This window comes from Clostridium sp. (assembly GCF_051278035.1).
Taxonomy (GTDB): Bacteria; Bacillota; Clostridia; order Clostridiales; family Clostridiaceae; genus Clostridium_AD.
On the sequence record NZ_JBNMNU010000059.1, the window covers coordinates 1 to 24,384 of the forward strand.

Annotated in this window: 19 protein-coding genes and 1 pseudogene; 13 read left to right on the top strand and 7 right to left on the bottom strand. The window is 31.4% G+C overall.

Going from position 1 to position 24,384, the window contains the following annotated elements:
• Positions 1-349 precede the first annotated feature (349 nt).
• Positions 350-970: a LysE/ArgO family amino acid transporter gene (locus ACJAX4_RS10545; RefSeq protein WP_435789424.1), complete on the top strand. Its 621-nt coding sequence runs from the start codon at positions 350-352 to the stop codon at positions 968-970.
• A gap of 62 nt (positions 971-1,032) precedes the next feature.
• Here ACJAX4_RS10545 and ACJAX4_RS10550 read toward each other — a convergent pair whose 3' ends face one another.
• Positions 1,033-1,356, bottom strand: a complete 324-nt coding sequence (locus ACJAX4_RS10550) for a hypothetical protein (RefSeq protein ID WP_435789425.1) — start codon at positions 1,354-1,356, stop codon at positions 1,033-1,035.
• 201 nt (positions 1,357-1,557) lie between these two features.
• Between ACJAX4_RS10550 and ACJAX4_RS10555 the strand changes: the two genes are divergently transcribed.
• Both ACJAX4_RS10555 and ACJAX4_RS10560 read left to right on the top strand, forming a co-directional pair.
• Entirely contained in the window at positions 1,558-2,934 is a 1,377-nt protein-coding gene (locus tag ACJAX4_RS10555; protein ID WP_435789426.1) for an aldehyde dehydrogenase, read from the top strand.
• A 44-nt stretch (positions 2,935-2,978) separates the two neighbouring features.
• On the top strand, positions 2,979-3,335 hold the full coding sequence (locus ACJAX4_RS10560; protein ID WP_435789427.1) for a hypothetical protein: 357 nt from the start codon (positions 2,979-2,981) through the stop codon (positions 3,333-3,335).
• A gap of 65 nt (positions 3,336-3,400) precedes the next feature.
• Here the strand turns inward: ACJAX4_RS10560 and ACJAX4_RS10565 are convergent, their stop codons facing one another.
• The 5 genes from ACJAX4_RS10565 to murC all read right to left on the bottom strand — a co-directional run bounded on the left by ACJAX4_RS10565 (position 3,401) and on the right by murC (position 10,446).
• Entirely contained in the window at positions 3,401-3,949 is a 549-nt protein-coding gene (locus ACJAX4_RS10565; protein ID WP_435789428.1) for a sugar O-acetyltransferase, read from the bottom strand.
• Positions 3,950-4,026: 77 nt separating this feature from the next.
• The gene (locus ACJAX4_RS10570; protein ID WP_435789429.1) at positions 4,027-4,935 is read right to left on the bottom strand and encodes a PhzF family phenazine biosynthesis protein; all 909 of its coding nucleotides are present in this window, start codon (positions 4,933-4,935) and stop codon (positions 4,027-4,029) included.
• A 157-nt stretch (positions 4,936-5,092) separates the two neighbouring features.
• Positions 5,093-6,880 (bottom strand): ABC transporter ATP-binding protein, encoded by a 1,788-nt coding sequence (locus ACJAX4_RS10575; protein WP_435789430.1) that lies wholly within the window; start codon positions 6,878-6,880, stop codon positions 5,093-5,095.
• The gene (locus ACJAX4_RS10580; protein ID WP_435789431.1) at positions 6,880-8,616 is read right to left on the bottom strand and encodes an ABC transporter ATP-binding protein; all 1,737 of its coding nucleotides are present in this window, start codon (positions 8,614-8,616) and stop codon (positions 6,880-6,882) included. Before ACJAX4_RS10580 ends, ACJAX4_RS10575 begins: the two co-directional genes overlap by 1 nt.
• A 453-nt stretch (positions 8,617-9,069) precedes the next feature.
• Positions 9,070-10,446 (bottom strand): UDP-N-acetylmuramate--L-alanine ligase, encoded by a 1,377-nt coding sequence (gene murC, locus ACJAX4_RS10585; RefSeq protein ID WP_435789432.1) that lies wholly within the window; start codon positions 10,444-10,446, stop codon positions 9,070-9,072.
• A gap of 314 nt (positions 10,447-10,760) precedes the next feature.
• On the opposite strand from murC, the gene purR reads away from it, so the two are divergent.
• The 10 genes from purR to ACJAX4_RS10635 all read left to right on the top strand — a co-directional run bounded on the left by purR (position 10,761) and on the right by ACJAX4_RS10635 (position 23,806).
• On the top strand, positions 10,761-11,582 hold the full coding sequence (gene purR, locus ACJAX4_RS10590) for a pur operon repressor (protein WP_435789433.1): 822 nt from the start codon (positions 10,761-10,763) through the stop codon (positions 11,580-11,582).
• Positions 11,583-11,678: 96 nt separating this feature from the next.
• Complete coding sequence (gene spoVG / locus ACJAX4_RS10595; protein ID WP_435789434.1) at positions 11,679-12,014, top strand: septation regulator SpoVG; 336 nt, start codon at positions 11,679-11,681, stop codon at positions 12,012-12,014.
• A 168-nt stretch (positions 12,015-12,182) separates the two neighbouring features.
• Positions 12,183-13,565 (top strand): bifunctional UDP-N-acetylglucosamine diphosphorylase/glucosamine-1-phosphate N-acetyltransferase GlmU, encoded by a 1,383-nt coding sequence (gene glmU, locus ACJAX4_RS10600; RefSeq protein ID WP_435789435.1) that lies wholly within the window; start codon positions 12,183-12,185, stop codon positions 13,563-13,565.
• Between the two features lie 149 nt (positions 13,566-13,714).
• On the top strand, positions 13,715-14,677 hold the full coding sequence (locus ACJAX4_RS10605; RefSeq protein ID WP_435789436.1) for a ribose-phosphate diphosphokinase: 963 nt from the start codon (positions 13,715-13,717) through the stop codon (positions 14,675-14,677).
• Positions 14,678-15,073: 396 nt separating this feature from the next.
• The gene (locus ACJAX4_RS10610; RefSeq protein WP_435789437.1) at positions 15,074-15,760 is read left to right on the top strand and encodes a response regulator; all 687 of its coding nucleotides are present in this window, start codon (positions 15,074-15,076) and stop codon (positions 15,758-15,760) included.
• The gene (locus ACJAX4_RS10615; RefSeq protein WP_435789438.1) at positions 15,761-17,176 is read left to right on the top strand and encodes an ATP-binding protein; all 1,416 of its coding nucleotides are present in this window, start codon (positions 15,761-15,763) and stop codon (positions 17,174-17,176) included.
• Between the two features lie 106 nt (positions 17,177-17,282).
• Positions 17,283-18,410 (top strand): S1C family serine protease, encoded by a 1,128-nt coding sequence (locus ACJAX4_RS10620; RefSeq protein WP_435789442.1) that lies wholly within the window; start codon positions 17,283-17,285, stop codon positions 18,408-18,410.
• Between the two features lie 180 nt (positions 18,411-18,590).
• A complete protein-coding gene (pth, locus tag ACJAX4_RS10625) occupies positions 18,591-19,154 on the top strand; it encodes an aminoacyl-tRNA hydrolase (RefSeq protein ID WP_435789439.1) in 564 nt (187 codons plus the stop codon).
• 57 nt (positions 19,155-19,211) lie between these two features.
• Positions 19,212-22,733, top strand: a complete 3,522-nt coding sequence (gene mfd, locus ACJAX4_RS10630) for a transcription-repair coupling factor (protein ID WP_435789440.1) — start codon at positions 19,212-19,214, stop codon at positions 22,731-22,733.
• A gap of 74 nt (positions 22,734-22,807) precedes the next feature.
• On the top strand, positions 22,808-23,806 hold the full coding sequence (locus ACJAX4_RS10635) for a peptidylprolyl isomerase (protein WP_435789441.1): 999 nt from the start codon (positions 22,808-22,810) through the stop codon (positions 23,804-23,806).
• 193 nt (positions 23,807-23,999) lie between these two features.
• Here ACJAX4_RS10635 and ACJAX4_RS10640 read toward each other — a convergent pair.
• Positions 24,000-24,384 (bottom strand): annotated as a pseudogene (locus ACJAX4_RS10640) (transposase); the annotation flags it as partial.

Sequence of the window (24,384 nt, forward strand, 5' to 3'; positions counted from 1 at the left end):
CCCCTGCTGCTTCCTTCAGACCCTACCGTTGCCAGTAACGCCCTTGCTCTCAGGTTGTCTTCCCGTTGGTTAGGTGACGTAGGCTTCTTTCAGCCTATCGGCTCAGCGAACATGCTGGACGTACAAATAAAGCACCAGCAACTTGCTGGTGCTAATGTTTCACTTATTTAGGGACATTTTCAAAAATGGTTGACATAGTGTATAAAAAAGTTTTTTAAAATGCACAAACTGTAAATCAAAAATATATTTAAGCTATACATGATAATGCGTACAAGTTATAATTTAAAGTGGAAAGTATTTTGGAAAGATTAGATTTTTGTTAAAGAATAATAGTTAGGGGGCGAGGATTATGTATAAATATTTAATAGAAGGGCTACTTATAGGTTTTGCATACGTGGCACCTATAGGTACACAGAATATATTTGTAATAAATACGGCTATACGTAAAAGCAGGTTAAGAGCATATCAGGTTGCATTTATTACTATATTTTTTGATATTTCTCTTGCACTTTCATGTTTTTTAGGAATGGGAGCACTTATGGAAAGGTTTAATTTTTTAAGGATGATTATCCTTTTAATTGGGAGTGTAGCTGTAATTTACATTGGAATAGGACTTATTAGACAAGCACCAGAAATTCAATCTGAAGAAACTGTTGATGTGAATAAATCACTTGTAAAAATAATATGGACATGCTTTGCTGTTACTTGGTTAAATCCTCAAGCTATAATAGATGGATCTTTATTGCTTGGACCTATGAAAGCTTCACTGCCCGTAGACATGGCAATCTACTCTATTATAGGAGTTTGCTTGGCCTCATTAATTTGGTTTACTTCACTTGCAACAATTGTATCGCTATTTAAAGGGAAATTTAGCATTAAAGTTATTAGAATAATAAACTTGGTATGTGGGGTAGTTATAATATTATATGGATTTAAATTAGTATATTCTTTTGTTAAATTAATTATTTAAAGTGGAAAAGAATAGTTTTGAAATGATTTTTAAATTATATCATTTCCAAAACTACTCTTTATTTATTGTTTTTTAGAGTCTTTCTCTTTATCGCCAACACCTCTAGTAGGGACAGTACCCATAACGAAACCTACCAGTATAGACACTAATGCAGGAGCTATTACGTTTATATATACTATATATTGAGTCTTGTATAATACTAGAGCAGTAAGTGAAGTTATTAATGTACTTGCTACAAAAATAATAATTACGAATTTTGCGAAAGAACTCATAAATTTTTCATATAATCTATGACGAGTTGGCCCACTTATAATACTTTTAAAAAGAAAATAGGAAGCAAAGATTATTATAATATCCATTACAGCTGAAACTAGAAAATTTTTCATTATATATACCTCCAAAACAAATTTTCATAGTTAGTGTTACCAAAGATTAATGCTTTTACGCAATATAATTAAAAAAGTAGAATACAATTATTTACATTGGAGATAATTTGCTATAATATAAAATCATAATATCATTTAATTTGAAATAGTTAAATATTATTATGGGTAATAAATTAAGCGTAAAAGGGAGAATAGGGAATAATGAATAATATACGAAAAATTTTAGAAAAGCAAAGGATATATTTCAATACTGGGGAAACAAGAAATATAAATTTTCGCATAGAAAAATTAAAAATATTAAAACAATCTATAGTGAATAATGAGAATCAAATACTAGAGGCACTTTGGGATGATTTACACAAATCAGAATTTGAAGCTTTTGCTACTGAAATAGGAATAATTTTAGAGGAGATAAATTTTGTTATAAAGCATTTGAAGTCATGGGCAAAAACTAAAAAAGTGAGGACCCCATTAACGCATTTTTTATCATCTAGTTATATATATTCACAGCCTTATGGCGTTAGTTTAATTATGTCACCTTGGAATTATCCATTCCAACTATTAATAGCTCCATTAATTGGATCTATAGCAGCAGGAAATTGTGCTATGTTAAAACCATCTGAAAATTCGCCAAAGACTACTGAAGTAATTATAAAAATTATCGAGGAGTGCTTCAAAGAAGAATTTGTTTCTGTGGTTGAACCATATGGTGGTAAGGAAGCTGCAGAGGCACTTTTGAAAGAAGAGTTTGATTATATATTTTTTACAGGGAGTGTACCAGTTGGTAAAATAGTAATGGAGGCAGCTTCAAAATATCTTACACCTGTAACCTTAGAATTAGGTGGAAAAAGTCCTTGTATAGTGGACAAAGACGCTGATATAAAGCTAGCGGCTAAGAGAATAGCTTGGGGAAAGTTTTTAAATGCAGGGCAAACTTGTGTTGCACCGGATTATATATTGGTACATGAAAGTGTTAAAACAGAGCTTATAAATGAAATAATAACATCGATTAAAGAATTTTTCGGAGAAGATTCAGTTAATAGCAATGATTTTCCAAGGATAATAAACCAAAGGCAATTTAATAGGCTTATAGGATTATTAGATGGAGGTAACATTGTTACAGGTGGAGAATATAGCAAAACAGAAAAATATATTGAACCTACCATTATAGATGACATAACCTGGAATGATCCTATTATGTTAGATGAGATATTTGGACCTGTTTTGCCAGTTATGGAATTTGAAAATTTAGAAGAGGTTATAAAAATGGTTAATTCAAAACCTAAACCTCTAGCACTATATTATTTTTCTACTAATAGAAAAAACCAAGAACGAATAATAGAAATGATTTCTTATGGTGGAGGATGCATAAATGATACAATTATGCATGTAGCATCACCATATTTGCCATTTGGTGGAGTAGGGGCTAGTGGTATGAATGCTTATCACGGAAAAGGAAGTTATGATGTTTTTTCTCACAAAAAAAGCATGACCAAAAAGAGTAATATTATAGATGTAAAAATAAGATATGCACCATATAATGATAAGATTAAATGGTTAAAAAAGCTAATGAAATAGAAATAACAAATTGTGTGTATTTAATATTTTATTGGAGGAATTATATGATATATGAAAAAAACAAACTTAAAATAGATAGCGATTTTAAAGTGAGGCAAATACAAAAGGACGAGTATAACATTGATTTAATGATTCCATTAGATTATAGCTGTGTAAATTTATATTTTACTGATGTTCCTAAGTGGATTAATTCTAGAGTGCAATTTCCATCAGTTAAAACCATGCTAATAAGATTTTGTATTATAGAAGATAATAACATATGTACCATACATTTTTTAAGTGACAGCGGAGTTCATTCAACTATAGCAAACTTTGAAATGAATTACAGTGAAACATATATAGAAATAAAAGATAGAGAATTTTTTGTGGATATGAAAATGCGCTACAAGGAAATAATATAACATAAAATAGAAAAGTGACCGGAAAAACTAAAGTGTTTTAGTTTTTCCGGTCAGTAGCTTAGGTTTTATAATTCTTTAATCACTCTACAGGGATTACCGGCGGCTAAAACATTTTCAGGAATATCTTTGGTTACAACGCTTCCAGCTCCAATCGTTGTATTTTTGCCTATTTTTACTCCAGCGCACACAATGGCACACCCGCCTATCCAAACATTTTCTCCGATTTCTACAGGCTTACCTATATCTTTTCCGGCAATTCGTTCCTCCGCTTTAAGAGGATGTGTTGCTGTATATATGTGCACGTTTGGTCCAAACATTACATTGTCACCAATTTTAACCCTAGTTAAATCAAGAATAACGCAATTATGATTTGCGTAAAACCTCTTTCCAATTTCAATATTATACCCATAATCACAAAAGAAAGTAGGCTCTATGTAACAAGTATTTTCTGTTTGAAATAAATCTCTGAGGAGCGCTTTCCTCTCATCGTATTTATCAAAGGCCATATTATTAAATTGATTACATAAATTACCGGCTCTTTCTCTATCTGCAAATAATTGTGGGTCTTTTCCATCAAATAGCATACCTGCCAGCATTTTTTCTTTTTCAGTCATAGTATCTCCCCCTTATTATCAATAGATATATTATACCATTAAAGATAATTTCCTCTAAAATCATAATTTCTTTTACTTCATGAAGTAATCCCTTCTTTAACAATAATAGCTTTGCCACCAACCTCTATTGTTAAGTCACTCTTTCTTCGCTCTAGCTTTACAATTATTTTACTTGGTCTATTCATATAGTATCCTTGTTCACAGATTATAGTTACATTATCTTTGAATTTAAGTACACCATTTTCTACTAAATATGCACCGAGTGCTCCATTAGAAGTTCCTGTGGCAGCTTCTTCATTTATTCCAACTGCAGGACCGAAATTTCTACAAGCAAGAGTAGAAGATTCTTCTTCAGTTTCAAGTGTAAAAGCATGTACTCCAGTAATATTTAGATTGTTACTATAATCGGTTAATTTAGCAAAGTTTGGGTTTATAGATTTTAATGATGATAAACTTTTAACCGGAAGTATAATGTCTGTAAGTCCAGTGGATACAGCTTGCGGTATAAGTGAATACCCGTCTATACCTATATCACATGCACTCACCCCCATAATCTCAGCAAGTTCATCTATGTTTTCAACATTAAAAACAAATTTTGGCTTAGTTTGGGTCATCATTACACTTTGTATTTTATTATCTTTAAAATATAGCTTCACTGGTAATATTCCTGCTTTCGTTTTTTGATTTATAATTTTAACATCATTAGTTCCGGTAATAATACCTTTTGAAGCTAAAGCAAAGAAACAAGCAATTGTAGCATGACCACATAAATTCACCTCTTGAGTGGGTGTAAAAAATCTTACCTCATAATCGGATGCATCATTTTGTAGTGGAAAAACAAAGGCTGTTTCTGACAAATTTATTTTTCGGGAAATATTTAACATATCATTATAATTCAGATTAATGGCATTTGGTACTACTCCAGCAGGATTCCCTCCCGTTGTACTATCTGAGAAAGCATTTACACTATAAATAATTTTTTTCACAATAAATACAGCCCTTTCTGATGCTAAATCTTATAATAATCTAATATTGTTTATTAAGAAACACCTATTTAATTATACCATTATTACCGTAAATTAGGTTAAAAAAAATGTACGATTTAAATTAAATCATACATTCCTTATAATAAGATATTATCTTTTAAGCACCTTCATTTAAAAATTTATATTGAGACATATAAAGATTATAATATAATCCCTTTAGAACTATAAGTTCTTCATGTGTTCCACTCTCTACAATTCTTCCATCATCTATAACCATTATTTTGTCACAATCTCTTATTGTTGATAACCTATGTGCAATAACAAATGATGTTCTACCAAATAAGAGCTTTTTAATTCCCTTTTGTACAAGTTTTTCTGTAGTTGTATCAATATTGGAAGTAGCTTCATCGAGTATTAATATTCTTGGGTTAGCAAGAAGTGCACGAGCAAAGGATATAAGCTGCCTCTCTCCAACAGAGAGCCTAGCACCTCTTTCATTTACTTCTGTTTCATAACCATTCGTTAGCTTAATGATAAATGAATTGGCACTAACGGCAACAGCTGCAGCTATTACCTCATCATCTGTGGCATCTAGTTTTCCGTAACGAATGTTCTCCATAATAGTAGTAGAAAACAGAAAGGTATCTTGTAGCATAATGCCCATTTGACGCCTAAGTGAACCAATATCAACATGGGTTATATTTTTACCATCAATTAATATTTCGCCACTATCTGCATCGTAAAATCTACTAATTAAGTTTATTATGGTAGTCTTACCAGCACCTGTAGGACCCACTAAAGCTACTGTTTCTCCAGGTTTTATTTTAAAGTTAATATTGTTCAATACGGGAACATCATCATCATAACTAAATATTACATTTTTGAACTGAACATCACCTTTTATTTTTGGCATTTGTATAGCATTATCAATAGTTATTATATCTGGTTTGACATCTAGTATTTCGAATATTCTTTCGGAAGAAGCTAAATTTGTTATTAATGAGTTATAAAAATTACTTATGTTCATAATAGGTCTCCAAAACATTGAAATATAAGCGCTAAAGGCTACAAGTTCACCAATAGTTAATTGGTTCGATTTAATAAGCGGAACACTATACCAATATACGAGTAAGCTACCAAGACCCCAGGATAATTCTACCATCGGCCAGAAAAAATCATTTAATCTTACTGCATTCATAAAGGAATCCATCATATCTCGAACATAGGTCGTAAATATTTTAGAGGTTTTGTACTCAGATGCAAAAGATTGAACAATTCTTATGCCGGAGAAATCTTCGTGTGTGTAGGCATTAAGGTTTGAACGCTTAGATCTATATAGCTGCCAGCGCTTTCTAGAAAAAATTTCTATGGTAGCAAATCCTATAATCAATATTGGCAAAAATGATATGGAAATAAGAGCTAATTTAAAATTCATAGAAAACATAATAATTGTCACAAATACAAGAGTTAATATTTCAGGTACAAGATTAGTAACACTGCTAGAGAAAAGATCTTGTAGGGAATTTACATCCCCAATAACCCTTGCAAGTATTTTCCCTACAGGTCTATTATCAAAAAAAGTGAGGGATAGTTTTTGGATATGAGTATATAATTCTTGCCTTATATCCAGTAGTGCAGAGTTAGTAACAGAGGCCATCATATTAAATCTTATTTTAGATGCAATAAGCGATATTATGTTGAAAAACAACATAAATCCAGCAATTTGAAATAATCCCTTTATATTTGAATTCACTATATATTTATCTATTGCAAGCTTTAAAATATAAGGATTTAATAGGGAACATATCATTACTAAAATCATAAGAAGTGTAACTAAAACTACTTTGATTTTATAAGGCTTTAAATAACTAAATATCCTTGCAATTAACTTTCCTTTTGAAGTTTCGTTAATCTGTTCATCTTGTTTGGTTGAATTTTTAATCATTATATCACCACTCCTTCTATATCCATAAAGTCTGTAAATTGTTGATTGTAAACATCGTAGTAGTACCCTCGCTTTTCAATGAGTGTTTTATGATTTCCCATTTCCACGATATGACCATCTTCAAGAAACAGGATTATGTCAGCATTTTTAACTGCAGATATTCGATGTGCAATTATAAAAGTAGTTGCACTATTATTTCTATTTTTAAGGTTTTTCAGAAGATTATATTCGGTTTCCATATCTAGGGCCGAAGTGGCATCATCAAGGATTAGAATACTTGAATCATTAACCAGTGCCCTTGCAATAGAAAGTCTTTGTTTTTCACCACCAGAAAGGCCGAGTCCCCTCTCACCAATAACTGTGTCATACCCCTCTGCAAGATTTTCAAGAAATTCATCTGCACAAGCATCCTTGCAGGCATTTTTAATTTCTTCAATGGAGGCATCGTGTTTCCCAAAACGTATATTTTCAGAAATACTCTCTGAAAACAGGAAGGTGTCTTGAGCAACTACGGACATTTTACGCCGCAAATCACCTATGCATATATCACGTACGTCATTACCATCTACAGTAATGTAGCCTTTTGAAATGTCATAATATCTTCCGATAAGATTTACAAGAGAGCTTTTACCAGATCCTGTTGTACCCATTATTGCAACTGTGCTTCCAGCAGGTATATCTAAATTTATATTTTCAAGTATATAATTATCATTGTATTTAAAAAACACATCATAAAACTTTATGTGGCCTTTAATTTCATTCATAGATATGGCATCATCTTTATCTTTAATTTCTGGCACAACATCCATGATATTAAATATTTTTTTAGCAGAAGTATTAGCCTGAGTTATCATATTTGTAAGCCAACCTATCATCCTCATAGGCCAGATTAACATCCATACATACTGGCTAAAGGCCACTAGTTCACCTATAGACAAGGCTTTATCAATTACTAGTAGGCCACCGGCACATACTACGGCTATAACGGATATATTACACAAAAATTCTATCATAGGAAAGTGTCTACTCCATATTTTAGCTTGGTTCATATTAAGATGATAATTTTTTTTGTTATGGTTTAAGAATTTTGTTGTTTCATGTTTTTCACGAGCAAAAGCTTTTACAAGTCTTGCACCAGCAATGTTTTCTTGAGCGGTAGTATTTATTACTGCATTATGATCACTTATTTTGTCAAATGCTTCTCCTACCTCTTTTTCAAGTTTCATTGCTATAAAACCAATAAAGGGCATGGTTAGGAGTGTTACTATTGCCAGCTTCCAATTTATTTGAAATATAAGGATAGAGGCAACTAAAAAATAAATCACCTGTTCTATGGCAAGACTTATACCAAAAGCGATAGACATCCATACATTATCCACGTCGGAACTCATTCTTGACATAAGTTCACCGGTGTTCATATTATCAAAATATTTAAAAGGCAATTTTTGAATGTGGTTAAAGAGATCTGTTTTTAAATCTATGCTTACTCTAGAAGATACATAATCTAGTATGTAGTCCTTGACATAACCAAGTATTGACCTAGCAAGAGTAATCCCAGCAAGAGACATTAACACAAAAGTAAGAAGATCATATTGTTTATTTTGCAGAACCTTATCAATCATAATTTCCACTAAATATGGATTAAACATATCAAGTGCTATGCTAATTAACATTGCAATAGCGGGTATAATAATAAATAATTTATACTTTGAGACGTATTTTAAAATTCGTTTCATTAATGTGGAACCTCCTTTAAGGCAGATATATTTCAGAAATAAAATGACTTTATAGAAAAAAAGCCATGGAAGTTTCCATGGCTTAAAAAATCATTAATATTATGTTAGTGCATTAATTACACATAATAAATTAACTCATATAAAAAGGTCATGGACTAATAGTCCATGACCTTTGTTTATAATTTCATAAAAACAATTTAAGTGTGAAAAATTATTATGAAAAGATAATTTGCATTAAGGTAGGACTATAATATAAATTTTTGCACATAGGAGTACTGCTAAATTTGACAATATTAAATAGTGATTTAGCATAAGTACGAACTTCTTTATTGATCATAGTGACTACCTCCTTTTCATAATATATATTATTGATATTTATTCAAATGATTACTTTCTAATAATACTTTATTTGTTAATGTATGTCAATAAGCAATTTTAAATATATTCAGTAAACTATTTCAGATACATTTCACCTACTATATTTACATCTCCGGCCCCCATTGTAATAAGCATATCCCCTGTTTTTAATACAGATTTAAGATGGTGTACAATTTCTTCAAAACTGTGAATATTTAAACAGTCAACGTGTTTTTCGCGGATTCTATCTCCAAGCATAGTTGAACTTACTACCCCGGTATCTTTTTCCCTAGCAGCATAAATATCTGCAAGTATCAAACTGTCCATATCATAAAAAGAACCTGAAAAATCTTCAAATAAACTTTGGGTCCTTGAATAAGTATGGGGTTGAAAAACACAATAAATTTTATTGTGAGGGTAATTTTTTGCAGCGCTTAGTGCTGCTTTAATCGCTGTAGGATGGTGAGCATAATCGTCAATAACAGTTACACCATCTTTAGAGCCTTTTAGTTCAAATCTTCTATGTGTACCAGTAAAACTTGATAGACCTCTAACAATTGAATTTTCGGAAAAACCAAGTATTAGTGAAGTAGCAATACTTGCAAGAGAATTTAAAACATTATATTGTCCTGGCACATTAAGATTTATTTGAAATAGAAATTTGTCATCTTTATATGCATCGAAGGTAGCACAAGCGAGCTCATTATATCTTATATTTTTTGCCTTAAGAGTTCCTTCATTTATACCATAGGTCAGTATGTTACAGTCATAATTATTTTCTAGGATATTTTTAACGTTTTTATCGTCTATATTTGCAACTAAATAGCCTTCAGCGGGTATAATATTAATGAATTTTTTAAAGGCATCTTTAATGTGATCTATGTCCCTATAGTAATCTAGGTGATCTGCATCTATATTTAATATTGTACCTATAGAAGGGAAGAATTTTAAAAATGATTCCTTATATTCACAGGCTTCTGTAATAAAATAGTCACCATTCCCAGCTAAAACGTTGCCTCCGATGGCATCAAGTTCTCCACCTACTAGTATGGTAGGGTCCACATCTTCGTTTAAAATGATGTGAGCTATCATGGAAGTTGTTGTGGTTTTGCCGTGGGTACCTGATACGGCTACATTATACTTATGTCCTTTCATAATACTACCTAAAAATTGGGCGCGATCCATTAAAGGCAGATTTAACTCCATAGCTTTAATATATTCAGGGTTGTCAGGAGAAATAGCGGCAGTGTAAACAACTAAATCTGCATCTACTATGTTATAAGTATTATGGCCTATACAAATTCGTGCACCATGTTCTTTAAGTTTATTTGTTATGTGTGATAACTTCATATCAGATCCGGAAACCTTATAGCCGTTTTTTATAAGGATTTCTGCAAGGCCACTCATGCCTATACCACCAATTCCTATGAAATGGACTTTTTTGTTTTTATCTCTTATAAAATCAAAAGACATTATATCAACTCCTCAAAATAATTACACTTGTTTAATATATGCGAATTGCATTAGTATTGATTGTAACAAATTAATGTATATAAAGCATCATTATAAAGTTTTCGCCTATAATATTTTGTAATATTAATAGTTACCTCTTAATTATATACAAAATAACATAAAAACAATACAAATAAGTAATAATATTTTTATGTTTAAAATTTAATCAGATAACCGTTGTAATAATTACAAAATTGAATTACAATAAAATTGCGAATGATAAGCGATATTTTTTTGATATAATTCGTAAAATAAATATAAATACAGGTGATGTTATGGATAAATATAGTAGGAATCAAAGGGTTACAGGTATTACTAAAATATTAACAGAAAACCCTAACAAGACAATTAATTTAAAAAAATTCACAGAATTATTTAATGCAGCTAAATCCACAATAAGCGAAGATGTTGTTATTGTTCGTGAAACGTTAAATAAGTTATCCATGGGAAGGGTTGAAACAGTTGCAGGTGCATCTGGTGGCGTAAAATATATCTGTGGAATATCGAACATTGAAAGTGGTATATTTGCAGATGAGTTATGTGAGATTTTAACACAAAAGGATAGAATAATACCGGGCAATTTTATATATATGACTGATATTATGTATAATCCAGAAATAGTGCATAAAGCAGGGGTGATTCTTGCGTCTACTTTTAGTGAACTAAATATAGACTATGTGGTAACAGTTGAGACTAAAGGAATACCACTCGCTTTTGAAGTAGCAAAGATGCTAGGGGTTCAATTAGTTATAGTAAGGCGTGATACTAAGGTAACTGAGGGAAGTACTGTTAGTATAAATTATATATCTGGTTCAAGTGATAGAATTCAGACTATGTCTCTTTCGAAAAAATCTATCAAAAAAGGAAGTAATTGTATCTTTGTAGATGATTTTATGAAAGCAGGAGGAACTGCAAGAGGGATAATTAATTTGCTTAAAGAATTTGAAAGTGAAGTTTTGGGCATTGGAGTTCTTATTGATAATATTGAACATGAGCATAAGCTTATAGAAGATTACATTTCAATTATTCAGTTTAAAGGGGTAACTAAAGATGGTAAACCACTGTTAATTTCATCAAAAATCACTGAAAAGGCATAATATTCAAAAAATTAAATATTTTTTCGAATATTAAGAAGGAAATATTCAAGTTATAGAGAAATAGTATAATATTAACGCAACTTGGAGGTGGAGTGTATGGAAATTACAGACGTTAGAATTAGAAAAATAGCTACAGAGGGTAAAATGAAAGCGATTGTATCGATAACTTTTGATAATGAATTTGTTGTTCATGATATTAAAGTTATAGAAGGACAAAGTGGACTTTTTATTGCTATGCCGAGCAGAAAAACTCCGGATGGAGAATTTAAGGACATAGCACACCCAATAAATACTGGTACAAGAGAAAAGATTCAAGCAGCTATCTTGAGCGAGTATGAAAAAGTAAAAAATGAAGAACCAGTAGTGCGAAAAGTAATAGAAAAAGTAGAACAAAATGCAGAAGAAAAAGTAGAAGAAAAAGTGGAGGTATAAAAAGGGGGGAACCCCCTTTTTATTTTTTTAGCTAAAAGCATAAATAATGTTCAAGCTTGGTTGCAATTAAGGGTTATATAAAATATAATATAAGTGGTATTTTAATTGAAGATGATATAATAAATAATGTTTTAATTTGTCGAATTAATATATGAAGAGGTGTTTTATTTGTATAAATGCGCTATAATATTAGCTGCGGGTGAAGGAAAAAGAATGAACTCTAATACTCCTAAGGTTCTACATAAGGTTTGCGGAAAAGAAATGATAAACCATGTTATTGACACTATTAGAAATGCAGATATTGAAACCGTTAATGTGGTAATTGGCAAAGGAGCAGATAAGCTCAAAAGTGGAACACAAAATAGAAAGATAAGTTACTCACTTCAAAAGGAGCAATTGGGTACAGGGCATGCGGTAATGTGTGCTAGTGAATTTCTAGGTTGTAGTGAAGGCACTGTAGCAATATTTGTTGGAGATGGTCCGTTAATTACTGAAAAAACTGTTAGAGAACTGGTGGATTATCATGAAAAAGGTGAATTTAAAGCTACTATATTAACCTCAAGTCATGATGAGCCTGCAAAGTATGGCAGAATAATTAGGGATGAAAATGGTGAGGTTAAAAAAATAGTCGAGTTTAAAGATTGTACAAGTGAAGAGATATTAGTTAAAGAAATAAATTCAGGAATGTATTGTTTTGATATAAAACAACTAATTAATAGCCTTGATAAATTAAATAATAATAATGTTCAAAGGGAGTACTATATAACAGATGTTATAGGTATTTTGAAAAGTGAAGGATGTAAAGTTGGAGCGTTTGATGTACCGGTTCAGGAAATTACTGCTGTTAATTCTAAAGTAGAACTTGCAGATGCAGAATTAATTATGAGAAAAAGAATAAATAGAATGCATATGGAGAATGGAGTTACAATAATTGATCCCAGGAATACATACATAGATTCGGAGGTTGTAATAGGTAAAGATACTATTATATATCCAGGTAATATACTGGAGGGTAAGACTATTATTAAAGAAGACTGTGTTCTTTATCAAAATAATAGGATTTCTGATAGTATTATTCAAAATGGTGTTTCTATCCAAAGTTCTGTTGTAATCCAAAGTCAAATAGGTGAGGAAACTACGATTGGACCTTTTGCTTATATTAGACCAGAAAGTATCATAGGCAAACATGCTAAAATAGGGGACTTTGTTGAAATTAAAAAGTCGATTATTGGGGATAATACAAAGGTATCTCATCTTACTTATATTGGTGATGCCGAGGTTGGAAGTGGATGTAATTTCGGTTGCGGGACTGTGGTTGTAAATTACGATGGAAAATCAAAATATAAAACTATAATAGGTAATAATGCCTTTATAGGCTGCAATACTAATCTAGTATCACCCGTAAAAGTTAATGATAATGCATACATTGCGGCTGGCTCTACAATTACAAAAGAAGTTCCTGAAAATGCATTATCAATAGCTAGGGCAAGACAAGTAAACATTGAAAACTGGGTAATTAAAAAAGGCCTTAAAAAACAGTTTAATAAGTAAATTAAAAAGGGAGGTGTAAAACTGATTTTTGCAGTAAAGTGGGTGTATAAGATTTTTAAAACCTACGATACTACCGTTTTGTTTAGTGGACAGAATGAAAATTCATATTTATATAAAAGTTGTATGGATTTTGATAATCAGGACTACATATGATAAACAATGGCAAAAACATTAAGATTTTTACCGGTAACTCAAATCCTAAATTAGCTTCAGATATAGCTGATATACTAGGACTAACAGTTGGAGATTCAGAAGTGGGAACTTTTAGTGATGGAGAAATATCTGTTAATATTCACGAAACAGTTAGGGGAGCAGATGTATTTGTTGTTCAATCTACTAATGCACCAGTGAATGATAATTTAATGGAATTACTTATTATGATTGATGCCTTTAGGAGGGCTTCAGCAGGAAGAATAACTGCTGTTATTCCATATTATGGGTATGCAAGGCAAGATAGAAAAGCAAAAGCTAGAGACCCAATCACAGCTAAGCTTGTGGCAGATATTATAACAACAGCAGGAGCAGATAGAGTACTTACCATGGATTTGCATGCAGCTCAGATACAAGGATATTTTAATATTCCAGTTGATAATTTAATGGGAACACCTATACTTGCAAAATATTTTATCCAAAATGGATTTAAAGATAGGGATGATGTAGTTGTAGTTGCACCAGATCTTGGAAGTGTTGCTAGGTCAAGAAAATTCGCAGATAAGTTACATGCACAAATAGCTATAGTCGATAAGAGAAGACCAAAGGCTAATGTAGCAGAAATTATGAACGTCATAGGTGATATTAAGGGAAAAACTTGTATCATGATGGATGATATGATAGATACAGCTGGAACTATAACTAATGGTGCGAATGCATTAGTTAAACTCGGAGCAAAAGATGTTTATGCTTGTTGCAGTCATGGTGTGTTATCTGGGCCTGCTATTCAAAGAATAAATGATTCAGTAATAAAAAAGTTAATAATATTAAATACTATTGAAGTTCCAGAAAGTAAACACAGTGAAAAATTTACTACATTATCTGTAGCTCCAATTATGGCGGAGGCCATAAGGAGAATATATGAGAATGTCTCTGTAAGTAAATTATTTGAGGATGTTTAATATATTTTATTACCCTATGGTAATTTAAAGTGAAAAATTGTAATTTATAGATACATATTTTAAAAGCGTTGCACTGTTATGTTCATAATGGGGCAACGCTATTTTTAATATTAGTTACTTAATCTCCTTAAAATTATTAGGATTAATTATATAATAATGATTATAATATAATTAATCCTAATAATTTTAATAGTAAAATTCGAAACAAATGGTGAATAAATTGTAACATTTTAAAAAAAACTAATAAGTTATTAGCAAAGTGTGATAAGTTAGTTATAAGATTAATTATGTATAAAGAATCTTCAGAAAAATAAAATCACAATTACTAGTTAATGAAATCACACCGTGAATAAGAAGACTAAATAAAAATAGAGAAAATAATTTGGAGGTACTGATATGGAAGGGACTATAGGGAAAATATTAATAGTTGATGATGATAAAAACATTGCTGAGGTAATTAAAATGTATCTTGAAAGTTCAGGATATGCAACTAAAGTAGCATATGATGGAAAGGCTGCACAGGAGGCTTTTTTAAGCTACAAACCAGATTTGGTGCTTCTAGATGTAATGTTACCTTATATTGATGGAATTGATGTTCTAAAATGGATAAGAAAAGATTATGAAACGCCGGTTATTATGCTTACTGCTAAAGGAGAAACCTTTGATAAGGTATTAGGCTTAGAACTTGGAGCAGATGATTATGTAGTAAAGCCATTTGAACCAAAAGAAATAATTGCAAGAGTAAAAGCTGTACTAAGACGTTATAACTTAGATAATGGCGGTAAAGAAGTTTTGAATTTTGACGGACTAGAAATTGACATTAATTCTTATAATGTTACATATAAAGGTGAAGAGGTAAAAATGCCACCTAAAGAATTTGAATTAGTACATTATTTAGCGCTTAATAAGAACAGAGTATTTACTAGGCAACAATTATTATGTGAAGTTTGGGGATACGATTATCCAGGTGACTCTAGAACTGTGGATGTGCATGTTAAGAGAGTAAGGGAAAAGCTTCAAGGAGGACCCAATTGGCAAATTGAGACTGTTTGGGGAGTAGGATATAAATTCGAGGTGAAATAAATGGTTAAAAAAGGGCTGTTTTTTAAGATGCTAGCCACCTATACAATTATAATATCTCTCAGCTTAATATTTATCGCTTCGTTTTTATCTTATTGGTTTCAAAATTATTTCTTTAATGAGCGAAAACAACAGTTTTTGGAAAATTCCTATTTGATACAAGGATACGCCCTCAAATATTTGGACGGTGAGGTTACGTACCAGGAAGTAAATGAAAAAATAATGATGTTTGGGGAGTATATAAAGTCAGATATTTGGCTTGCAAATAGCTATGGTTATGTTTATGCGGTATCTAATAAGGAACACGAGAAATTTATTGGCACACAGGTGTTTGCAAAGGAATTAGAGGAGCTTAGACTTGGGAATACATTTGAAATAACGGGTCCTTATGCGGGGGTGTTTGATAAACCTGTAAGAATTTACGGCACGCCAATAATGGGTGATGTAGGTGGCTTTAAAGGGTCTATTATATTATATAATTCCATTGAACAATTAAGTGAATCACTAAAACGTGTTTATGAAATAATTTGGATATCAGCAATTTTTGCAATAATATTTTCGTGTATAGTTATATATTATTTCTCTCAGAAAATAATTATAAAGCCTTTAGCTGAAATTAATTCAGTAGCTAAGAAAATATCTAATGGCGATGTGAATAAAAGGGTTTATTTGAAATCTAATGATGAAATTGGAGAACTCGCTCAGTCCTTTAATTTTATGGCTGATTCGGTAGAAAAAATAGAAAAAAATAGACGGGATTTCATATCTAATGTATCTCATGAGATTAGGTCACCTATAACATCAATTAAGGGTTTTATTAGTGGAATATTAGATGGGGTAATTCCTGAGGAAAAAGAAAAATACTATTTATCAATTGCATATGAAGAAATTCAAAGATTAACAAGGCTTGTAAACGACTTATTGGATATGTCGGCAATAGAAGCAGGGAAGTTTAGTTTAAGGATTATGGAAGTGGATATAAATGAAATTATTAGATTAACAGTTATAAAAAATGAAACTAAAATCAAAGAAAAAAGGGTAGCCGTAGATGTGTGCTTTGATGAAGATAATTTGTTTGTAGTTGGAGACACAGATAGGTTAGTGCAAGTCATTACAAACCTACTAGATAATGCAATAAAATACGTAAACGCCAGTGGAAAAATAAAGATCAGCTCAAAAACTAAAGGAAAAAAAGCGTTTATATCCGTTTTTAATGAAGGCCCTCTAATAGCTGAAGAAGATTTGAAACATATTTGGGATAGATTCTATAAAGGAGATAAATCAAGGACAGCAAAAGAGAGTACTGGGCTTGGATTATCTATAGTGAGAAATATAATAACTCAGTTACAAGAAGATATATGGGTTGAAAATAAGGAGCATGGTGTTTGTTTTACTTTTACATTAACCAAAGTAAAATAACTTATAAAAGGGTAAAAGCGTTCCTGCAATCAGATTATAACCAGTAGGAGGTAATGTTGTGAGTAAAAAGGATAACCATAATTCTTCTGAAGAAATAAGAGATGCTATGTGGAAGAATGTAGAATCTGATCATGAAATTTTTGGCGAAATTAAATTTAGAAAAAATAATAAAAAGAATTATTTCAAAGTCTTTTTAAAAATATTTAGTTTTATACTTATAGCATCACTTTCTGGTGGGATTACAGCGCGTTATGTAATTAATAAAGATGTTTTAGATTCAGGAGGTTTAGGGAATAATATAAGTGGAACATACGACAATCCTATTTCTGAAGTTGCGCTAAAGGTTTCACCGGTAGTAGTTGGTATTAGTAATAAGGAAGAAGAATTGTGGGATAGTGTAGAGGGTAGTGGTTCTGGAATTATATTTAAAAGTAATGGATTTATTATTACTAATTATCAGGTAATCGAAGGAACAACGGAAATAAAAGTAAAACTTAGTAACGATAATATTTTGGACGCACTATTAGTAGGAACGGATGAAAGAACGGGTCTTACGGTTATAAAAGTTGAAGCTAATAATTTGCCCATTGCAAAATTTGGAGATTCATCAAAGATTAAAGTTGGAGATAGCGCTATTGCAATTGGAAACCCACTGGGGAAAAATTTCACGGGAACGGTTACTGCAGGAATTATAAGCTCCACAGACAGAAAAATTAACATAATTGATAGAAAAACTGAGGAACAATCCATATATACGGTAATACAAACAGATGCAGCTATAAATCCTGGAAGTAACGGTGGAGCATTATGCAACATCTATGGAGAGGTTATTGGTATAAATAGCTTAAAAATAAGTTCTTCTGATGACGATTCTGGAAGAGAATTTGCTATTAAATCAAATGAAGCTCAAGATATTATTAGTGATTTGATGGCTTATGGTAAGGTTATTAGACCATCTATAGGTATTGATGGCAAAACTGCAATTTCGGCGGCGAGTAGCGGTGTAGAGGGAGTGTATGTGCAAGAAGTTACACGAGAAAGTGGAGCAGATATAGCTGGAATTATGCCTACTGATATCATAACTGAAATAGGTGGGAAGAGTATTAAAAACATGGAAGATTTAAATTACGTTATGGAAGGGTACAAAGTTCATGATGATTTGCATTGTAAGATATGGAGAAATGGTGAAATAAAAGAATTTAGTATAGTACTATCTGAATTAAAAGTAAACTAAAATAACTAGTGTATCTACTGGTTATTTTTTGCATTAATTTAAAAAAAGCATATAGGGAGTTGTAATATTTTTATTTAGTGTGGATATTAATAATATTATAGTATAATATTATTAATAAAAGAATTAAAATAATTATGTGTTAGATAAATATCATAAACATAAGAATATTTGGAGGTAACGATGTATTTAGTAGTTGGACTAGGAAATCCGGGAGATGAATATAGACATACAAGACATAATGTGGGATTTGATATAATTGACTTAATGAAGGATAAGTATAATGTTAGTATTAATAGGATAAAATTTAAAGGTGTAATTGGAGAAGTTAATATATCGGGTGAAAAAGTTATTCTCTTAAAGCCTAGTACATATATGAACTTAAGTGGAGAGAGTTTGCGAGAAGCAGTCTCTTTTTACAAAATTCCAAATGAAAATATCATCATAATATATGATGATATTAGTTTGGATGCGGGTAAATTAAGAATACGCAGTAAAGGGAGTGCTGGAGGACATAACGGTATCAAAAGTGTTATTTCTAATTTATCATCAGATATCTTTACAAGAATAAAAATAGGGGTAGGACAACCGCAAAAATCATTAATACCCCACGTTTTAGGGCGATTTTCTAAAGAAGATCGTCTGCTCGTAGAAAAGACTTTTGAAGCTAGTATAAAAGCTGTTGAAACTATAATTGCAAAAGGATATGTGGAAGCTATGAATGAATTTAATAGTTTTAGTGCTTAAATAAAATCATTATTAAAACAATATGTATAATTTATGTAGTGAGTGAGAGGTGTTAGCATGAGGCTAAAAGGGCTTATGAAGCCTTTAAAAGAGAGTGGTCAGTTTAAAAATATAATAGCAAATGTAGAAAAAAAAATGTTTCCAATTGGCGTATATGGGCTATCAGAATCTGCTAAGAACTATCTAGTAAGCGGTGTGTACGAACAAATGGATAAATCCCTACTAATTCTAACGCACAGTGATGTAGAGGCTAAAAATATTTATGAAGATTTATGTTTCTACGCGAATGATGTGTATTATTATCCAACTAGAGAAGTGGGATTTTATAATGTAGATGCGGTATCTGGTGACCTTAGATGGGAAAGACTTAAAGTAATGAAAAAAATTACTGAAAAGGGTAAAAAAGTAATAATTACATGTATAGAAGCCCTAGCAGCCACATATATTCCTTTAGATTTATTTCAAAAATATGTTTTCGAATTATCTGTTGGAGATACATTAAACATTAATACTTTTTCAGAGAAATTAATTCAGTGTGGATATGAAAGAGTTGATATGGTCCATACTAAAGGACAGTTTTCCATAAGGGGAGGGATTATAGATGTATACCCTCCTATTTCAGCGTTACCATTTAGAATAGAACTTTTTGATGAGGAAATAGACTCTATAAGAACCTTCAATAGCGAAACTCAAAGGAGCATTGATAAGGTAAATGAAATAGATATATTTCCAGCAAAGGAAATAATATTAACTGAGGAGATAATGAATAAAGGATATAATAAAATAAAGGAAGATTTACAAAATGTATTAGGTAGCTTTAATAAGAGAAAAGACAAGGAAAGTATGGAAAGAATAAAGTCTTTAGTTAATGTTAACTTAGAACAGCTTAAAGAAACTTGGAGCTTTGACTCTGTGGATAGTTATATGCCTTATTTTTACGATAATACATCCACTTTTTTAGACTATATGAAGGATTGTTTTATAGTAGTTGATGATGCACAGAGATGCTCTGGGAAACTGGATAGTGTGTATTTTGAGTTTCAAGAAAATTACGAGAATTTCTTAAAAAGAGGAAATATACTTCCTAAACAAGCAGAAAATCTAATTAATAAGGACGACATATATCACGATTTAGGAACACTTGAAGTGATGACATTAGAGTCTATTGCTAAATCTGTAAAAGTGCTTAAGCCAAGATCTATAGTATCTTTTTCTCAAATAGAGGCTAATGATTATCATGGAAAGCTAGACCTTCTTATTGAAGATATAAAGGATAAAAAGCAGAAAGGCTATAAAATTGTAATTCTTTCTGGTACAAGAACTAGAGGAGAAAGACTTATAGATACACTTAGGGACAGAGGCATTGATAGTGTATATAAAGATAGTATTTCTAAAATTGAGTTCGGAGAAATAATAGTTACTTTTGGTAATCAATTAAGGGGGTTTGAATATCCAGAGCTAAAGATATGTGTTATATCAGACAAAGAGGTTTTTGGAAAAGCAAAAAGAAAAACTGTGAGTCGTTCCAGTAAAAAAGGAGCAAGCAAAATAAAAAGTTTTACAGAACTTAAACTTTCTGATTATGTTGTTCACGTAAATCATGGTATTGGTGTGTACAAAGGAATTAGTCAGTTAGAGGTTCATGGTCATAAAAGAGATTATTTAGTCCTTGAATATAGTGCTTGTGATACCCTTTATGTTCCTGTAGAACAATTAGATATGGTGCAAAAATATATAGGGAGTGAAGGTAAATCCCCAAAGATTAGCAAACTAGGTGGAATAGAGTGGTCCAAGGCCAAAAATAAGGTAAAAAACTCTATTGCAGATATTGCAGAGGAATTGGTAAAACTTTATGCAACAAGGTCTACACTTAAGGGATATAGATATAGCAAAGATACCGTATGGCAAAAACAATTTGAAGAGGAATTTCCATATGAGGAAACACCAGATCAAATAATAGCGATTGAAGAGATTAAAAAGGATATGGAATCAGATAAACCTATGGATAGATTAATATGTGGTGATGTTGGATATGGCAAAACAGAGGTAGCTGTTAGAGCGGCGTTTAAAGCAGTAATGGATGGTAAACAAGTAGCGTTTCTAGTACCAACTACTATATTAGCTGAGCAGCATTATAAAAATCTTACTAAAAGATTTTCCGATTTTCCGGTAAAAGTTGAAATGGTTAGTAGATTTAGAACGCCAGCACAGCAGAAAGTTGTTCTTAAGGCTGCAAAAGAAGGAAATGTTGATATATTAATAGGTACCCATAGAATAATTCAAAAGGATGTGAAATTTAAAGATTTAGGGGTATTAATTATAGATGAAGAACAACGATTTGGGGTTACTCATAAGGAGAAAATAAAGAGTATCAGAAAGAATGTAGACGTAATCACCCTAACAGCGACTCCGATCCCAAGAACCCTTCATATGTCGCTTACAGGAGTAAGAGACATAAGTGTGATAGAAACTGCGCCAGAGGAAAGATATCCAATACAAACTTACGTGGTGGAGTTTAATGATCAACTAATAAGGGATGCGATTCTAAGAGAATTAAATAGAAATGGTCAAGTTTTCTTTGTGTACAATAGAGTAGAAACTATGAAAGAAATGGCAGCATATATAGGTAAACTAGTTCCTGAAGCAAGAGTTTGTATTGGTCATGGCCAAATGACAGAAAGGGAACTTGAATCCGTTATGATAGATTTTATGGAGAATAAGTATGATATATTAATGTGTACTACCATAATTGAGACAGGAATAGACATTCAAAATACAAATACCATAATAATTTATGAAGCTGATAAGATGGGACTTTCTCAGCTTTATCAATTAAGAGGAAGAGTTGGGCGGTCAAATAGAATAGCTTACGCGTATCTTACTTATAAAAAAGACAAGGTGTTAACTGAGGTAGCTGAAAAAAGACTTAAGGCAATTAAAGACTTTACAGAGCTCGGGTCTGGTTTTAAAATTGCAATGCGTGATCTTGAAATTCGTGGAGCTGGGAATATGATGGGAGGAGCTCAACATGGACATATGGCTTCAATAGGCTATGATTTATACTGTAGGATGCTCGAAGAAACAGTGAAACATATACGGGGAGATGTGGAAGTTGAATCTATTCAAACCTCTGTTGAAATTAAAATAGATGCATATATTCCTGGTACCTATATCGAAGATGAGTCACAGAAGATTGAAATCTATAAAAAAATTGCTGCTATTGATTGTTATGAGTATATGTTAGACATACAGGAGGAAATAGTGGATAGATTTTCAGATATACCAGTGCCTGTTGCAAATCTTATGAATATAGCTTATCTTAGAAGTATGGCATCAAAGGTAGGGATTTTAGAAATAAAGGATGCAGATGAGGAGGTAATACTACAATTTGATAGTGGCGATAGGATAAATGGATCATTAGTTAAAGGACTAATTAACAAATACAATAGGAGCATCGTGTTTAAGCTAGGTAGTAAACCAGCCTTCGCATACAAAAACAAGAATCTAACAAAAGAAGCTACTATTACAAATCTCATAGACATTGTGAAGTATATAAAAAGTATAGTTGAAAAAAAATAAATTTATGATAAAATTAATAGGTGTTGTATTAGCAATTTAAATCACAATATCATATATAGGATGGAGGAAATGAAATGAGAAACGCAAAAAAAATAATTGGTATAGCTTTAATAACTATACTAACTACATCGTTAATTGGCTGTAATATGATCGAAAAAACACCAGAAGGTGTTGCTAAAAGTGTGGTGGCAAAGGTTTTTGACACTAAAGTAACAAGAGGAGAGGTGGATAAGGAGTTAGCGGCAATCTTGCCTCAAATCAAGGAACAGTACGGAGAAGATTATGCCACTAATACTGAAGCTATAGCTAAAATAAAAGAACAAAAAACTAAAATATTAGAAAGTTTAATTGCTTTGGAAATCATAGATTATAAAGCAAAAGAATTAAAAGTAATGCCTACGGAAGAAAAGGTAAATACTGAAATAACCAAACAATTGGATCAAATAAAGAAAAGTTTGGAAAGTGAAGAAAAGTATAAAGCAGAACTTAAAAAGGCTAATATTACGGAAGAAGAATTGAAAGAAAGAATAAAACCAAGTATTGTTCAAAATGCACTATACGAAGAGATAACAAAAGATGTTAAAGTAGATGAGGCTAAGGAAAAAGCTTATTACAGCGCTAATTCAGTTAAGTTTACAGAAAAGCCAAATAGAGTTAAAGTATCACATATTTTAGTTGCAACAGAAGATGAAGCAGTGGCAATTAAGAAAAGGTTAGATAAAGGCGAAGATTTTGCAGCGCTTGCAAAAGAAAAAAGTATAGATACAGCTAGTAAAGATAATGGTGGAGACTTAGGATTTGTAGAGTACACTGAAACTCAAATTGACCCAGCTTTTTTAGCGGCGGCGATTGCCACACCGAAAGGTAAGGTTTCGGAACCTGTTAAAAGTGAATCTGGAGTTCATTTAATAAAAGTTATTGAAAAAGAAGAGTTTGATGTAAAGAAATTTGAAACAGTAAAGGAAGAAATACAAAAAACACTTTTAACACAAGAAAAAAATAAGAAGTGGACAGAATCTGTTACTAAATGGCAAGAAGAAGGCAACATAACGAGATATGCAAAAAACCTATAAAGTTTCTTATAAAGGGGATGTCTCAAAATGATTATTTTAATCATTAAAAGAGGCATCCTCTTTTCTAATGATTTTATAAAAAATCCAATGATAATTATTAAATTTACGGTTAATCATTATTGGTATTTTTATTTTTTTGTACAACAAAAAGGAGATCAATGAATCTCCAAATTTTAATATTCAATTTTAATTATCAGGCAATTTCTTTGTGATGTAAAAATAAACCGCATCTATCATTTTGTATTTTACTATGCAGTTTATTTATGTTGAATCCAAAACTTAATAATGTAAATTCAATCTTTACGTTGTTTTTTACTCTTGTTAAAAAGCGTCTAAACCCATGGTCTTCTTTCATAACTCCAAATGCACCTTCAACTTGAATTGACCTATTCATTCTTAACAAAATCCCTCCGGGAATTGTTATGTTAGTTAAAGATCTATGTCTTTTTTTCAATAAATAGTTTTGATACTTGCATTTTTCTATTGCCAGCAGCCTTGGTACACTTTGATTTATGTTGACAATCATCACAACTTTCACATTCATATACTGTTACTTCAGACTTATATCCGGATTTTGA

Coding starts and splice junctions, on each gene's coding strand:
- ACJAX4_RS10565 (WP_435789428.1), bottom strand. CDS start 3,949: ATGACTGAAAAAGAAAAAATGCTGGCAGGTATGCTATTTGATGGAAAA.
- ACJAX4_RS10560 (WP_435789427.1), top strand. CDS start 2,979: ATGATATATGAAAAAAACAAACTTAAAATAGATAGCGATTTTAAAGTG.
- ACJAX4_RS10620 (WP_435789442.1), top strand. CDS start 17,283: ATGTGGAAGAATGTAGAATCTGATCATGAAATTTTTGGCGAAATTAAA.
- purR (WP_435789433.1), top strand. CDS start 10,761: ATGGATAAATATAGTAGGAATCAAAGGGTTACAGGTATTACTAAAATA.
- ACJAX4_RS10605 (WP_435789436.1), top strand. CDS start 13,715: ATGATAAACAATGGCAAAAACATTAAGATTTTTACCGGTAACTCAAAT.
- ACJAX4_RS10610 (WP_435789437.1), top strand. CDS start 15,074: ATGGAAGGGACTATAGGGAAAATATTAATAGTTGATGATGATAAAAAC.
- spoVG (WP_435789434.1), top strand. CDS start 11,679: ATGGAAATTACAGACGTTAGAATTAGAAAAATAGCTACAGAGGGTAAA.
- ACJAX4_RS10555 (WP_435789426.1), top strand. CDS start 1,558: ATGAATAATATACGAAAAATTTTAGAAAAGCAAAGGATATATTTCAAT.
- ACJAX4_RS10575 (WP_435789430.1), bottom strand. CDS start 6,880: ATGATTAAAAATTCAACCAAACAAGATGAACAGATTAACGAAACTTCA.
- ACJAX4_RS10580 (WP_435789431.1), bottom strand. CDS start 8,616: ATGAAACGAATTTTAAAATACGTCTCAAAGTATAAATTATTTATTATT.
- mfd (WP_435789440.1), top strand. CDS start 19,212: ATGAGGCTAAAAGGGCTTATGAAGCCTTTAAAAGAGAGTGGTCAGTTT.
- pth (WP_435789439.1), top strand. CDS start 18,591: ATGTATTTAGTAGTTGGACTAGGAAATCCGGGAGATGAATATAGACAT.
- ACJAX4_RS10550 (WP_435789425.1), bottom strand. CDS start 1,356: ATGAAAAATTTTCTAGTTTCAGCTGTAATGGATATTATAATAATCTTT.
- ACJAX4_RS10615 (WP_435789438.1), top strand. CDS start 15,761: ATGGTTAAAAAAGGGCTGTTTTTTAAGATGCTAGCCACCTATACAATT.
- ACJAX4_RS10635 (WP_435789441.1), top strand. CDS start 22,808: ATGAGAAACGCAAAAAAAATAATTGGTATAGCTTTAATAACTATACTA.
- ACJAX4_RS10545 (WP_435789424.1), top strand. CDS start 350: ATGTATAAATATTTAATAGAAGGGCTACTTATAGGTTTTGCATACGTG.
- murC (WP_435789432.1), bottom strand. CDS start 10,446: ATGTCTTTTGATTTTATAAGAGATAAAAACAAAAAAGTCCATTTCATA.